15 protein-coding genes are annotated in these 12,958 nt (G+C 73.3%); 9 read left to right on the top strand and 6 right to left on the bottom strand.

Annotated elements, in window-relative coordinates; translation table 11 throughout:
* Positions 1 to 79 precede the first annotated feature (79 nt).
* Entirely contained in the window at positions 80 to 460 is a 381-nt protein-coding gene (locus AB2U05_RS28195) for a hypothetical protein (RefSeq protein WP_369184595.1), read from the top strand.
* Here the strand turns inward: AB2U05_RS28195 and AB2U05_RS28190 are convergent.
* Entirely contained in the window at positions 438 to 1,283 is an 846-nt protein-coding gene (locus tag AB2U05_RS28190; RefSeq protein ID WP_369184594.1) for an SDR family NAD(P)-dependent oxidoreductase, read from the bottom strand. The two genes, AB2U05_RS28195 and AB2U05_RS28190, sit on opposite strands and share 23 nt — an antisense overlap.
* A 159-nt stretch (positions 1,284 to 1,442) precedes the next feature.
* Between AB2U05_RS28190 and AB2U05_RS28185 the strand changes: the two genes are divergently transcribed.
* The 3 genes from AB2U05_RS28185 (at position 1,443) to AB2U05_RS28175 (ending at position 2,893) form a co-directional block, all read left to right on the top strand.
* Positions 1,443 to 2,000, top strand: coding sequence for a TetR/AcrR family transcriptional regulator (locus AB2U05_RS28185; RefSeq protein ID WP_045692998.1), 558 nt, complete (start codon positions 1,443 to 1,445; stop codon positions 1,998 to 2,000).
* Positions 2,001 to 2,116: 116 nt separating this feature from the next.
* The gene (locus AB2U05_RS28180) at positions 2,117 to 2,527 is read left to right on the top strand and encodes a hypothetical protein (protein WP_369184593.1); all 411 of its coding nucleotides are present in this window, start codon (positions 2,117 to 2,119) and stop codon (positions 2,525 to 2,527) included.
* Positions 2,528 to 2,539: 12 nt separating this feature from the next.
* A complete protein-coding gene (locus AB2U05_RS28175; RefSeq protein WP_045692957.1) occupies positions 2,540 to 2,893 on the top strand; it encodes a VOC family protein in 354 nt (117 codons plus the stop codon).
* A gap of 69 nt (positions 2,894 to 2,962) precedes the next feature.
* Here AB2U05_RS28175 and AB2U05_RS28170 read toward each other — a convergent pair whose 3' ends face one another.
* The gene (locus AB2U05_RS28170; RefSeq protein WP_078859629.1) at positions 2,963 to 3,229 is read right to left on the bottom strand and encodes a hypothetical protein; all 267 of its coding nucleotides are present in this window, start codon (positions 3,227 to 3,229) and stop codon (positions 2,963 to 2,965) included.
* 67 nt (positions 3,230 to 3,296) lie between these two features.
* On the opposite strand from AB2U05_RS28170, the gene AB2U05_RS28165 reads away from it, so the two are divergent.
* Together AB2U05_RS28165 and AB2U05_RS28160 are read left to right on the top strand one after the other, a co-directional pair.
* The gene (locus AB2U05_RS28165) at positions 3,297 to 3,590 is read left to right on the top strand and encodes a hypothetical protein (RefSeq protein ID WP_167352895.1); all 294 of its coding nucleotides are present in this window, start codon (positions 3,297 to 3,299) and stop codon (positions 3,588 to 3,590) included.
* A gap of 87 nt (positions 3,591 to 3,677) precedes the next feature.
* The gene (locus AB2U05_RS28160) at positions 3,678 to 3,944 is read left to right on the top strand and encodes a GNAT family N-acetyltransferase (RefSeq protein WP_369184592.1); all 267 of its coding nucleotides are present in this window, start codon (positions 3,678 to 3,680) and stop codon (positions 3,942 to 3,944) included.
* Positions 3,945 to 3,954: 10 nt separating this feature from the next.
* Here AB2U05_RS28160 and lysA read toward each other — a convergent pair whose 3' ends face one another.
* The gene (lysA, locus tag AB2U05_RS28155; RefSeq protein ID WP_369184591.1) at positions 3,955 to 5,298 is read right to left on the bottom strand and encodes a diaminopimelate decarboxylase; all 1,344 of its coding nucleotides are present in this window, start codon (positions 5,296 to 5,298) and stop codon (positions 3,955 to 3,957) included.
* A 19-nt stretch (positions 5,299 to 5,317) separates the two neighbouring features.
* Positions 5,318 to 5,485 carry a hypothetical protein gene (locus AB2U05_RS28150; RefSeq protein ID WP_369184590.1) on the bottom strand — a complete coding sequence of 56 codons (168 nt, stop codon included), beginning with the start codon at positions 5,483 to 5,485 and terminating at the stop codon, positions 5,318 to 5,320.
* Between the two features lie 329 nt (positions 5,486 to 5,814).
* Between AB2U05_RS28150 and kdpB the strand changes: the two genes are divergently transcribed.
* Both kdpB and AB2U05_RS28140 read left to right on the top strand, forming a co-directional pair.
* Complete coding sequence (gene kdpB, locus AB2U05_RS28145) at positions 5,815 to 7,992, top strand: potassium-transporting ATPase subunit KdpB (RefSeq protein ID WP_369184589.1); 2,178 nt, start codon at positions 5,815 to 5,817, stop codon at positions 7,990 to 7,992.
* 170 nt (positions 7,993 to 8,162) lie between these two features.
* Entirely contained in the window at positions 8,163 to 8,648 is a 486-nt protein-coding gene (locus AB2U05_RS28140) for a universal stress protein (RefSeq protein WP_045692952.1), read from the top strand.
* Between the two features lie 96 nt (positions 8,649 to 8,744).
* On the opposite strand, the gene AB2U05_RS28135 is transcribed toward AB2U05_RS28140, so the two are convergent.
* Positions 8,745 to 9,881, bottom strand: coding sequence for an esterase family protein (locus tag AB2U05_RS28135; protein WP_045692951.1), 1,137 nt, complete (start codon positions 9,879 to 9,881; stop codon positions 8,745 to 8,747).
* 386 nt (positions 9,882 to 10,267) lie between these two features.
* On the opposite strand from AB2U05_RS28135, the gene AB2U05_RS28130 reads away from it, so the two are divergent.
* The gene (locus tag AB2U05_RS28130; protein WP_052707166.1) at positions 10,268 to 10,732 is read left to right on the top strand and encodes a hypothetical protein; all 465 of its coding nucleotides are present in this window, start codon (positions 10,268 to 10,270) and stop codon (positions 10,730 to 10,732) included.
* Positions 10,733 to 10,811: 79 nt separating this feature from the next.
* Here the strand turns inward: AB2U05_RS28130 and AB2U05_RS28125 are convergent, their stop codons facing one another.
* A complete protein-coding gene (locus AB2U05_RS28125; RefSeq protein WP_369184588.1) occupies positions 10,812 to 12,800 on the bottom strand; it encodes an Ig domain-containing protein in 1,989 nt (662 codons plus the stop codon).
* Positions 12,801 to 12,958 lie beyond the last annotated feature (158 nt).

Below are 12,958 nucleotides of genomic sequence, written 5' to 3'. Positions count from 1 at the left end.
GCCCCCGCGTGGGAAGTCGGCCGGGCCGACTTCCCACGCGGCGCCCGTTTCCAGCACGCTCCGGAGTGGAAGCCGCCGCATGCACGACCTGCCCGCGAACGACCTGCATATGAACGACCTGCCCGCCCGGGAGATCCGCCTCCCCCTCGACCAGCTCGTGTCGATCCTGCGCGACCTGAACGAGTTCGTGGTCTCCCTCGACCGGCTCGGCTCCCGCCAGGCCGCCGGCACGGCCGACGCGCGCACGGTCGGCGAGTTCGTCGCCGACTGGGACGTGGCCCGCCGGCTGGCCCGGGCCCGTCAGCTCCTCGGCGTCGCCCTCGACGAGCAGCTGACGCCCGAGGAGAACGCGCTCGTCGACGAACTCTGCGAGCAGGGCCGGTTCTTCGGCGCGCGGCCGGCCGACGCGGGGGCCCCGGGCCCGCGGCGGCGCCCGGTCAGCGGACCCAGTCGCGGGTGAGCGACTGGACGGCGGAGCCGTCGAGGTCGGCGAGCGAGGTGGCGACGAACTCCCGGGCCCACGCCGAGGTCTGGACCCGGAAGGCGGGCCGGTTCGCGGTCAGCGCCTCGATGATCGGGGCCGCGGCCTCGGCCGGCGTCTGGGCGTTGCCGAAGGACTGCTGGGTGCGGGCGAGGTACGCCTGCAGGGCCGGCGCGTACGGCCCGGCCGCCGCGAGCAGGGTGGGGATGTCCAGCCCGGCGTTGGCGACGAACTCGCTGGCCACCGCGCCCGGTTCGACCACGGTGACGTCCACGCCGACGGTGGCCGCGACGGGGGCCAGCGACTCCATGAAGCCCTCGACGGCGAACTTGGCCGCGCAGTAGGCCTCGTTGAAGGGCTGGCCGACCGCGCCGCCCACGCTGGTGACGGTGATCACCCGGCCCCCGGAGGCCCGCAGGTGCGGCAGGGCGGCGCGGGTGGCGGCGACGACGCCGAAGAAGTTGACCTCCATCGCGGCGCGCACGTCGTCGAGGCTCAGCTGTTCGAGGGTGCCGACCCGGGCGGCTCCGGCGTTGTTGACCAGGGCGTCGAGCCGGCCGTGCTCGGTGATCACCTCGTCCAGGCAGGCGGCGATGCTGTCGGCTTCGGCCACGTCCAGGCGCTTGACCCGGATGCGGTCGGTGACGCCGAGTTCGGCGGCGGCCTTGAGCAGGGCCCCGGCCTTGGCGGTGTCGCGCATGGTGGCGACGGAGGTCCAGCCGGCCTGGGCGGCGGCCACGGCGACGGCCAGGCCGATGCCGGAGGACGTGCCGGTGATCAGAACGGTCTTCTCGCTGGTCATCAGGGGTCTCCCTGTCTTTCGATACGCATGGAACGGAGCGCCGGAACCCAACAACCGGGGAACTCCCCACTTAGCTGCCACGCTAACCGGAGAACTCCCCGGTTGTCCAGATAGACTGGCCTCCGGACGAAGGGAACAGCCGTGACCACCCAGCCGAGCATGTTGCGCGCCGATGCCCGCCGCAACCGCGAGCGGATCCTCGAAGCAGCCGTCCGCGCCTTCGCCGAGAAGGGCGCGGACGTCCCGATCGACACGATCGCCAAGGCCGCCGGCGTCGGCTCGGCCACGCTCTACCGGCACTTCCCCACCCGCGAGGCACTGGTCGAGGCGGCCTACCGCAACGAGCTCGCCCGCGTCTGCGACAGCGCCGCCGAACTGCTCGCCGAGCTCCCGCCGGACCGGGCGCTGCGCCTGTGGATGGACCGGTTCATCGGCTACCTGGCCGCCAAGCAGGGCATGGCGGACGCCCTGCGGGCCGCGGTCGCCTCCGGCGCGGACCCCTTCGCCGAATCCCTCGACAAGCTGAGCGCGGCGATCGGCTCCCTGCTGCGCGCCGGGGCCGAGGCCGGCCTGCTGCGCTCGGACGTCGAGCCCATCGACCTCGGCCTCAGCCTCGCCGGCGTCTCCCTGGTCACCGACTCCGCCGCCCAGCGGGACCGGGCCGGCCGCCTCCTCGACCTGATCCTCGACGGCCTCCGGTACCGGCCGGACCGGTAGCCGCTACCCCCGGTGGCGAGCGGCCGGGGCCCGGACGGTCGCACCCGGCCGTCGCCACCCGGCGCGTGCTTGAATGGCGGGACGTGAGCGGGCGATCGACAGGGGGATTCGTCAGGGTGTCGACAGGAACCGTCTTCCGTTGCCGGCAGTGCACCAGGCCCCTGTCCAACTCCGTGGAGCAGCAGGCGTGGCAGCCGCTGCCCCGGATCAAGGGGCGCGCCCACTACACGTACGGCCCGTCGCACGTGCCGCAGGGCCGGTTCGCCGCCGCCCCGGAGCCGTACAACCCCCGCGTCTCCTCGGAGCTCGACTGGGTCATCCACCCGGCGGACGCCGTGGGCATGGGGCCGCATCCGAACACGGCCCGGCTGTACGGATGTTGCCGCCGCGACGGCGCGGACGGGCCGAACCTGGTGTGCGCCGGCTGCGGCGCCGAGGTGGGCATCGAGGTCTCGGACTGCTGGACGGCGTACGACACCCGGCTGCGGAAGTCCGCCGTGGTCGCCCACGAACGCCCGCTGCCCTGACAGGATGGCCGCATGGAACGCGTGCGTGGAATCGGTGGGTACTTCCTGCGGGCCGCCGACCCGGCGGCCCTGAACGCGTGGTACCGCGACTGCCTGGGCCTGGACGCCGACGAGTACGGCCTGTGGCGCCAGGAACCCGGGCCGATGGTCTTCACGACCTTCGACGCCGACACCGACTACTTCGGGCCCCGCTCCCAGCAGACCATGCTCAACTTCCGGGTCCGCGACCTCGATGCGATGCTGGCGCAGCTGCGGGCCAAGGGGGCGGAGGTCGCCGAGGAGACGCAGGACCTGGCGGGCGTCGGCCGGTTCGGCTGGGTCACCGATCCCGAGGGCAACCGCATCGAGCTCTGGCAGCCCGCCTGACCGCGCGTCCCTCCCGACAGCGTGGCGCGAGAAGTCGGCCGGGCCGACTTCTCGCGCGGCTCCGGTCGGTCAGAGCAGCCCGTCCTGGGACTCGCACTTCAGGGAACCGCTGGCCTTGGCCGAGAAGCCGCCCGGCATCTGCTGCACCGCCAGATCGGTGAACGTGACGGCGTCCTCGGTGCGGCCGGCCGCCGCACCGACCGGGGCCTTGCCCGTCCACACGGCCGACTTCGGGTCCTCGCCGTCGCCGATGGTCAGCAGCAGGCTCATCTGCCCCTTGCCGTCGAAGCCCATGACCAGCGCGGTCTTCTTGTCGGCCCCGCCCGTCGCCGTCACGGCCAGGTTGCCGGACGGGGACTTCTGGCCGAGGCAGTTGGGCGCCTCGAACTGGAACGTCCCGCCGTTGCTGCCGCTGATGGTGATGGTGTTCGCACCTGCCGGGGCAGCCGCGCCGCCCGATCCGCCGGCCGCCTTCGAGGGGGCGGCCGACGTCGGCGCGGCGGCCGGCACCGAAGCGGCGGCGCTCGATGCGGCAGCACTGGGCGCGGCGCTGCCCGATGCGGCAGCCGTCGCGGACGACGAGGAGCCCGAGGACGTGGAGGAGCCCGAGGAGGAGCAGGCTGTGAGGAGAAGGGCGGAGACGCCGAGGATCGCAACGGGATACACACGAGTCATTCGAATCATGGGCAGACTGTAATACTCATGTGTGACAGGGCGTCACCCATTAATCCATGGGTCGGATAGCCCGATCGGGCGCTGAACAGCGGTGCGCGAGAATGGCGGGATGGTCACCCTGAGGACTCCCCGTCTGATCCTGCGCCGCTGGCACGAGAGCGACGTCGCGCCCATGGCCGCCGTCCGGTTCGGGTTCGAGAAGCGCGGACTGGAGCGGATCGTCAGCATCGCCCAGGCGGGAAACGACGCCTCCGAGCGGATCATGACCAAACTGGGAATGCACCTGGCCCGCGAGACCGTCCATCCCACCGGCGGCCAGCGGGTGCGGGTGTACGAGCTGTCGTCGGATCAGTACGTCTCCACCATCGCTCGTTGACGGCAGCGCCTCAGCGGCCGACCTCCCGCAAGCGGAAGTCCTCGACCGTCTCCCGCCGGATCAACAGCCGCGCCCGGCCGTCCCTCACCGCGGCGACGGCCGGGCGGCCGACCAGGTTGTAGCCGGACGCCATCGACAGCTGGTACGCCCCCGCCGCGGGTACGGCCAGCAGGTCGCCGGGCCGCAGGTCGGCCGGGAGCACCGCGTCGCGCACCAGCACGTCCCCGGCCTCGCAGTGCCGGCCGACCACGTCGACCCGGGCCGAGCCCGCGTCCGAGCGGCGCCCCACCAGCCGGACGCTGTACGGCGATCCGTACAGCGCCGGGCGCGGGTTGTCGCTCATGCCGCCGTCGACGGCGACGAAGCAGCGGCCGTCCGCCGTGTGCTTCACCGACAGCACCCGGTACACGGCGACGGCCGCCGGCCCGGCGAGCGCACGCCCCGGCTCGACGATCAGCCGGGGCACCTCCAGGCCGGCCTCGACACACCGCACGGCCAGCCGGTCGGTCACCCGGACCGCGAACTCGGCGAGGTCGAACTCCGCGTCCCCGGGCAGGTACCTGATGCCGTGCCCGCCGCCGAGGTCCAGCTCGGGCAGTTCGACGCCGTGCCGCTCCCGCACCTCCGCGAGCAACCGCACCAGCGCGTCCACCGCCTCCAGGTACGGCCCGACCGAGGTGATCTGCGAGCCCAAGTGGCAGTGCAGTCCGGCGAGTTCGAGGCTCGGCTGGTCGAGCACCCGGGCGATGGCATCGGCCGCGTCGCCGCCCTCGACCGGGAAGCCGAACTTCTGGCCGCCGACTCCGGTCCGCACGGCCGCGTGGTGCCCGGCGGCGATCCCGGGCACCACCCGCACCAGCACCTTCTGCGGGGTGTCGGCGGCGACCAGGGCGGCCAGCCGGGCGATCTCCGCCGGGCCGTCGATCACGATCCGCCCGACCCGCAGCCGCCGGGCCAGCCGCAGCTCCTCCGGGGACTTGGCGTTGCCGTGCAGCAGGATCCGCTGCGCCGGGAAGCCGGCGGACACGGCCAGCCACAGCTCACCGGCCGAGCAGACGTCCAGCCCCAGGCCCTCCTCCGCGACCCAGTCGGCGATCGCGCTGCACAGGAAGGCCTTCGCCGCGTACAGCACCTCCGCGTGCGGCAGCGCCCGCCGGTACGCCCGGGCGCGGCCGCGCACCTCGCCCTCGTCCAGCACGTACAGCGGGGTGCCGAACCGCTCGGCAGCCTCCGCCAGCCCGACCCCGCCGACCAGCACCTCGCCGCCCGGCCCGGTCCGGGCCGAGGCGGGCCAGGGGCCGCCGAGCGCGTCGGCGAGGCCGCAGGGGAGGGGTGGAACGGCGAGCTGCGTCATGGGTGGCACTCCTTCGGGGTCAGTCTTCGAACTGCATCGCGATGCGGCAGTGCGCCGGGCGGGTGCGGTCGTGCGCGCGCTCGGGCTCGGGGATCCGGACCGGCGGTTCGGGCTGGGCCGGTCGGTCGAGCAGCCGGACCACCCGGGGCAGTAGCGGAGGTTCGGCGGCGAGGGCGGTGTCGTTCATGGCGAGGTCCCTTCGGGTGACTGGCCGTACGGCCGGACACCTCCAGTGGAACCCCTCCGCGCGCCGCGCGGCCCCGCCCTTGACACAGGTCGTACGCGACGGGCCCGGACCTTGACGCTCCCCTGACAGGCCCCCGGAACGGGCGTTCGAGCCGATCGGGCGCAGTGTCAGGGAACTGTCAAGGATGGCCGGTCGGACGCCAAGCCCACGTCAAGACCCGCATGGCGCGCCGGAATCCGGTGGTGGGCTGTGCGCCGTCCCCCGCCGCCACCGAGCCCCGCCGCCCCGCGATCCAGCAATCCGGGGCGGCCCGGAAGGTCCCCGAGACGATGCGCCGTTCGGCCCTCACCACACCGGACACCACCAACACCACCGACCAGCAGAACTGGTTCCGCCGCCCGGAGCCACCACAGCAGCACCCCCGCCACCGCCCGTCCGCGCCCAAGGGCCGCCGCACACTGATCACCCGCGCCCAGCTCGCCCAGGCACTGCCCGCCGCCGTCCGCAAGCTCCACCCCCGCGCCATGATGCGCAACCCGGTGATGCTGGTGGTCGAGACCGGCTCGGCGCTCACCACGATCACCGCCGTCGTCCACCCGAGCGTGTTCGCCTGGGTGATCTCGTTCTGGCTCTGGCTGACCGTCCTGTTCGCCAACCTCGCCGAGGCCGTCGCCGAGAGCCGGGGCAAGGCCCAGGCCGACTCGCTGCGCGCGGCCCAGTCCGCGACCACCGCCCGGCGGCTGCTGCACTGGCGGGTCGGCACCCGCGACCACCGCCACGAGGTGCTGCCCGCCGAGGAGTTGATGCTGCACGACATCGTCCTCGTGCCGGCCGGCGAGGTGATCCCGCGCGACGGCGAGGTGGTCGAGGGCGTCGCGACCGTCGACGAGTCGGCGATCACCGGCGAGTCCGCGCCCGTCGTCCGCGAGTCCGGCGGCGACCGCACCGGCGTCACCGGCGGCACCAAGGTGCTGTCGGACCACCTGGTCGTCCGGGTCACCTCCCGCCCCGGGCAGAGCTTCGTGGACCGGATGATCGCGCTGGTCGAGGGCGCGAACCGGCAGAAGACGCCGAACGAGATCGCGCTGAACATCCTGCTCGCCTCGCTCACCATCGTCTTCCTGCTCTCCGTCGTCTCCCTCCAGCCGATGGCGATCTACGCGCACGCGCCGCAGACCACGATCGTGCTGGTGGCGCTGATGGTCGCGCTGATCCCGACCACGATCGGCGCGCTGCTGTCGGCGATCGGCATCGCCGGGATGGACCGGCTGGTGCAGCGCAACGTCGTGGCCCTGTCCGGCCGGGCGGTGGAGGCCGCCGGGGACGTGGACGTGCTGCTGCTCGACAAGACCGGCACCATCACCCACGGCAACCGCCGCGCCGTCGCGCTGCACCCGCTGCCCGGCGCGACCGCCGAACAGCTCGCCGAGGCCGCCCAGTTGGCCTCCGTCGCGGACGAGACCCCGGAGGGGCGGTCGATCGTCGAACTGACGCATCGTCAGTACTGGGTGCCGCCGCGCGCCCCCGGCGAACTGGGCGAGCGGCGGCCCGTCCCGTTCAGCGCGCACAGCCGGATGAGCGGCGTGGACCTCAGCTGGCCGGACGGCGCCGCCTGCCTCGTCCGCAAGGGCGCCGCGAGCGCCGTCGCCCGCTGGGTGGTGAAAGCCGGCGGCCGGCTGCCGATGGAGGCCAAGCCACTGGTGGACCGGATCGCCGAGGCCGGCGGCACCCCGCTGCTGGTCGCCGTCCACGACCGGCACGGCGCCCGGGCGCTCGGCGTCGTCGAGCTCAAGGACGTCGTCAAGGAGGGCATCGCCGAACGCTTCGCCGAACTGCGGCGGATGGGCATCCGCACGGTGATGGTCACCGGTGACAACGCGCTCACCGCGAAGGCGATCGCCGCCGAGGCCGGCGTCGACGACTTCCTCGCCGAGGCCACCCCCGAGGACAAGCTGGCCCACCTGCGGCGCGAACAGGCCGCCGGGAACATGGTCGCGATGACCGGGGACGGCACCAACGACGCCCCCGCGCTCGCCCAGGCCGACGTCGGCGTCGCGATGAACTCCGGCACCCCGGCCGCCAAGGAGGCCGGCAACATGGTCGACCTCGACTCCAACCCGGCGAAGCTGATCGACATCATCCGGGTCGGCAAGCAACTCCTCATCACCCGGGGCGCGTTGACCACCTTCTCGATCACCAACGACGTGGCCAAGTTCTTCGCGATCATCCCCGCGATGTTCGCCCACGCCTACCCCGGGCTGCACCACCTCAACATCATGGAACTGCACAGCCCCACCTCGGCGATCGCCTCCGCGATCATCTTCAACGCGCTGATCATCGTCGCCCTGATCCCGCTCGCCCTGCGCGGCGTGCGCTACCAGCCGGCCTCCGCGACCGACCTGCTGCGGCGCAACCTCCGGGTGTACGGGCTCGGCGGGCTCGTCCTGCCCTTCCTCGGGATCAAGGCGATCGACCTGCTGATCCAGTTCGTGCCGGGGCTCGGCTGAGGCCGGCCGGGTGACGACGGCGACCGGCCCTGTCAGGAGGCCGTCAAGAAGTGCACGACCGGCGTCATGGCGGTGTCAGGAGCGGTACGGAGTGACGGGTTCCGGGGTTCACTGGAGGCATCCGGAGAGCGGTGTACCCAGGAGTACCGAGGAGACGGAGGCGAACGGCCATGACCGGAACGACCCGGGTGATCGTCGGCCTGAGCGGATCACTGAGCAGTCTCGCCGCCCTCTACCACGCGGTCGGCGAGGCCGCCCGGCAGGAGGCCGTCCTCGTCCCGGTCGCCGCCTGGACGGCGAACGAGCGGGCCGGGCTGCGCCCGCTCGCCGAGCTGGAGCACGCCGCCCGGCGGCGCCTCGATGTCGCCTTCGAGCAGGCGTACGGCGGCTTCCCGTCCGGCCTGGTCATCCACCCGCTGGTGGTGCGCGCCGAGCCCGGGCCCGCCCTGGTCGGCGCCGTCACCGGCCCGGCGGACCTGCTCGTCCTCGGCACCGCCACCCGCCGCCGCCTCGACCGGCTGCGGCACGGCTCGGTCGCCCGGCACTGCCGGCACCGGGCGGGCTGCCGGGTCGTCGAGGTCTCCCCGTCCGCGCTGCTGACCCGCCTCGAACTGCCCGCCCGCACCGGCGCCCCGCTGCCGCTGCTCGCCCGCTGAGCAGCGAGACCCCGAGTCCCCCGCCGGCTCGACGCGCGCCCACCGCGCCCAAGCACCGCACCGCGCCGAGCCGGCGGGCACCAACCACCCTCTCCGCTACGCCGGATCGGCCAGGTGCGCGCTGAGCCAGCTCAGCGAGGGCGGCAGCAGCCGGTTCCAGGTGGTGAAGTTGTGCCCGCCCGCGTCCACCGTCTCCTGGGTCACGGTCAGCGGCGGACGGGCGGCGGCCGCGAAGGCGGTGGAGTCGGCGTACGTGCTGCCGTCCTGCTTGCTGTCGGCGAGCAGCACCGACAGCGCGGGCACCGGCAGGTGCGCCAGGCGCCAGTTGAGGTCGGCCTCGTCGCGGCGCTGCGGGCTGCCGGCGAAGAGGTCGCCGGTGGTCACGTCGTCGGCCGCCTTGAAGTAGCCGGACAGCGAGACCACGGCGCCGAAGGTCTGCGGGTGCACCATGCCGAGCTTGACGGCGCAGTAGCCGCCGGTGGAGTCGCCGATCACGCCCAGGCTGCCCGGGCCGGTCAGGACCCGGTAGGAGGCGCGCAGGTCGGCGGGCACGTCGGTGGCGAAGTAGCTCTGCGCCTGCGGGCCGTTCGGGACGTCCTCGCACTCGCTGTCGCGCGGCATCGACGGCGAGGGCCGCATCAGCACCAGGACGGTCGGCTTCATCGCGCCCTGCTTCAACAGGTCGAGCTCGTGCGCGGGGTAGCGGAGCTTGCCGACCAGGTTGGCGGCGTCGCCGGGGAAGCCGGTGAGCACCAGGACGGCGGGGAAGTGCCGCGCCTCGCCGCCGGGCTGGAAGTACTGCGGCGGCAGGTAGACGTAGCCGTCGGTGCTGAGGCCGGTGGTGCCGCCGGGCAGCCGGACCCGGTCGAGCCGGCCGATCTGCGCCGGGTCGCGGCCGACCGAGGGGGCGCCGGTGACGTCCGCCTGGCCGAGCACCTGCACCCCGGCCGGGCCGGCGGCGGCGCCGCCCGTACCGGCGCTCTGGATGACGGCGGCGCCGTGCTCGTGGCCGAGCAGGTCGGACCAGCTGCTGTAGAACACGAAGTAGTCGTTGATCGCGAGGCCGAGCGCGGCCAGCAGCGTCAGCTGGGTCGCCACGACGGTGCCCAGCCGCAGGAACATCGCGGGCCAGCTGCGGACGGCGAGCCTGGGCCACACCCAGAGCGTGCCGAGCACCGTGAACACCGCGAGCAGCGCCACCAGCGCCACCAGTTTGTGACTGGTGAGTCCCATCGCCTCCGGCCTCCCCTACCACTGTTACCACGGTGGACCACGGGCCGGGATTCGGCACCCCTCGAAGGCGTACCCACCTCGTCACTCCACGTCACCTTCGCCGCGGCGGGTCGTGGTCGACTTCGACAAGACTGTCGAGGACATGCCAAGGTCGGGTTATGCTGAGCCGGAGCTCACACCTCGGCCCGGACCGCCTCACGCAGAGGCCCGGGCCCGAACCGATCCTTCCCGCAGGCCGCCTGACGGTCCGTCAACCCGCCGCCCCGGACCTGACCCGCCGGGCGTGCCCCGGGCCGCCGACCGCCGTTGTACCGGAGGTGAGTCGCCGCGCCGCCCGCCCGCAACCCCCGGCACGCCGGCCGAGGAAGCCGAGGAAGAGGTCCCCCATGACAGCCTGGCTCCGCCCGAGCCCCGCCGAGGCCGCCGTGCTGCTCGCCGTGCTCGGCCTGCTCCTGCTGGAGGAGGTCGCCCTCGGCCTCGCCGACGAGGACGACCGGCCGGTGATCAGCGGCATCATGATCGGCGCCTCCGGTACCGGCCTGCTGCTGGTCGGCGCCGTGCTGCTGCGCCGCTGGATCGACGACCGGCGCCCGCTCCCGCTGCCGCCCCCCGGCCCCCACGGGCGCGAGTACAGCGCCCGCGCCCTCGAAGGCTTCCCGATGGACGCCGTCCGGCCGCTCCTGCTCGGCGAACACGCCCACCAGCTCGACCAGTTGTACTCGGCCTGGATGCTCGCCCGGGCCGGCCACCCGGCCGCCTGGATCGCCCGCCGGCTGCGCCTCCCGGTGGACACCGCGCAGGTACTGGTGGACGCCGCCCGCACCGGCACCCGGCCGCTACCGGGGTCGTGACGGGCACGACGTCGGCCCCGGCGCCGCGGGTCGCGGGGCCGGGGCCGGTGTTCACGCGAGCGCTCGGCTCACGCGGGTGTCAGCTCTCGCGGGCCGAGGCGTCGTCGATCAGGAAGGCCGTGGTCGGGCTCGTCCCGGTCTCGTGGGAGACGAGCTTGAGACCGACCGTGGTCCCCCAGCCGACCTGGCCGATGACCGAGGAGAGGTCGACCGACTGGTACTGGTAGCCGCCGGTCGTGTTCTGGCTGGTCCAGGTCTTCACCGTGCCGATCGTCTGCCCGGTGTACTGGTTGATCGCCACCAGGGACAGCGTGTCGGGCGCGGAGGCGGAGGCGTTGGTCGACTCGACGTCCAGCCAGAAGGAGAACTGGGCCTGCCGGTAGCCCGGGTAGGTGTTCAGGTAGGCGGTGATGGAGTCGTCCGTCCCGGTGTTCTGGCCGAGCCAGGCGTACCACGAACCGGAGTGCGACGCGTGCAGGCTGGACGGGGTGATGATGTTGTAGCCGGACGGGCCCCAGGCGTCCGTCATCACGGTGTGGTTGACGTCCGCCGAACCGTTCTCGAAGCCGGGGTCGGTCAGCTGCTCGATCGAGCCGCAGCCCGTGCCGCCGGAGGCGCTGACGTTCTCCCAGAAGCCGGTCGACGCCGCCTTGCCCGCACCGTCCGTCGCCGTCACGGTGATCCGCTGGTAGTTGTTGGTCGCGGCGGCGGTACCGGAGATCACTCCGCTGTGCGCGTCGATGGCCAGCCCCTGCGGCAGCCCGGTGGCGCTGTAGGTGAGGGCCGCGCCGCTGCTCGACACGCCCACGGCCGGAATCGACAGCGGCTGCCCGGCCTTGTCGACCCGGTCGCACATGGTGCTCACCGAGACCGGCGGACTGGCCACCACGGGGTCCGAACCGACGCACAGGTGGTCGGAGTTGGACCACAGGGTCTGCAGCGGGAAGCTGCCCGTCGACAGGTTCTCGAAGAACAGCCCGCCGTTGGAGCCCTGCGGGATCCAGGCGCACTTGTCGCCGACCTCCTGGCCGGTGGCATCGGTCCAGCCGCCCGGGGTGTTCGGGTCGGTCACCGTCTCCGCGTACTCGTGGCCGCCGATGATCCCGTAGCCGTCCAGCCGGCCCCGCGGGGTGTTCTCGCCGAACCAGTTGGTGCCGCAGCCGGCCACGTCCGACAGGTACGGCATGTTGGTGTAGGCGAGTTGACCGTACTGCGAGCGCTGGAAGTCGTGCCAGGCGCAGAAGCCCAGCTCCTTCCACTTGTCCGGATCGGTGCCCTGCGGCGAGTCGATGACGTACTGCACGTTGCGATTCTGCGCCTCGGTCAGGTTGCCGAAGTGCTTGGCGGCGGCCAGCGCCTCGGCGCCGATCTGCGGCTCGGTCGCGGACTGCGGCGCGGGGGCGGCGTTGTCCACCCAGACGCCGGCCAGCACGCTGCCCGCCTGCGGGTACGGGATGTGCGCGGACCCGGCCGGGCACTGGACGGAACCGGCGGCGATGCCCTCGCAGTACTGGGTCAGGACGGCGCTCCAGCCGTCACCCGCGCTGCCGAGGCCCTTGAAGAAGTCCTGCTGGTACGGGGCGGCCTGGTCCGGGTCGCCGGTCGCGGTGACGTCACCGGTCGCGCTCGTCGACGGGGTGCCCCACTGGGAGCCCCAGAGCACCAGGTAGACCTTGGGCGCGCCGATCACCACACCGGTCGACTCCTGGCCGCCCTTGTAGGTGACCTGGAGGTCGTACTGGTTCGCGACGTTGCCGTCGCCGTTCTTGCCGGTGCCCGGGTCGGCGCCGTCCACCAGCTCGGGCGCCTTCCTGCCGCCGTTGTTCGCGGCGGCGACCGGACCGGTCCGGGCGGCCTTGGCCCGGCGCGGGCCGGACTTCTGGGGCGCGGCCCCCTTCGGGGTGCCCGGCTGGACCGCCACGGTGTCGGACTGCGGCAGGTGGGAGTCCGCCATGGCGGACAGCGGGGCGCTCAGCCCGGCGCCGGCCAGCGCGGCCGCGAGCGCCACCAGGGCGGTTCGCCGGCCGCGCTGGGCGCGTTCGGACAGGCGGGATCGGAATCTGGACACAGGTCGGCTTCCGTCTCTCGTGACGTGGGGGCGAGGGGCGCACGGCGCGGCGCGCATGCGGAGTTGACTGATCACCAACGGGGCTGCGACGGAGGACGGGGAACCTGATCTCACCCGGGCGCCGCTGTGCAATGCGCCATATGATATTTCACTGACCG

The sequence above is a fragment of the Streptomyces sp. Y1 genome, from assembly GCF_041053115.1.
In the GTDB taxonomy this organism is placed as follows: domain Bacteria; phylum Actinomycetota; class Actinomycetes; order Streptomycetales; family Streptomycetaceae; genus Kitasatospora; species Kitasatospora rubellomurina.
Note: the sequence above shows the minus strand (reverse complement) of the source record. Positions and strands in the feature narration are given on the sequence as shown.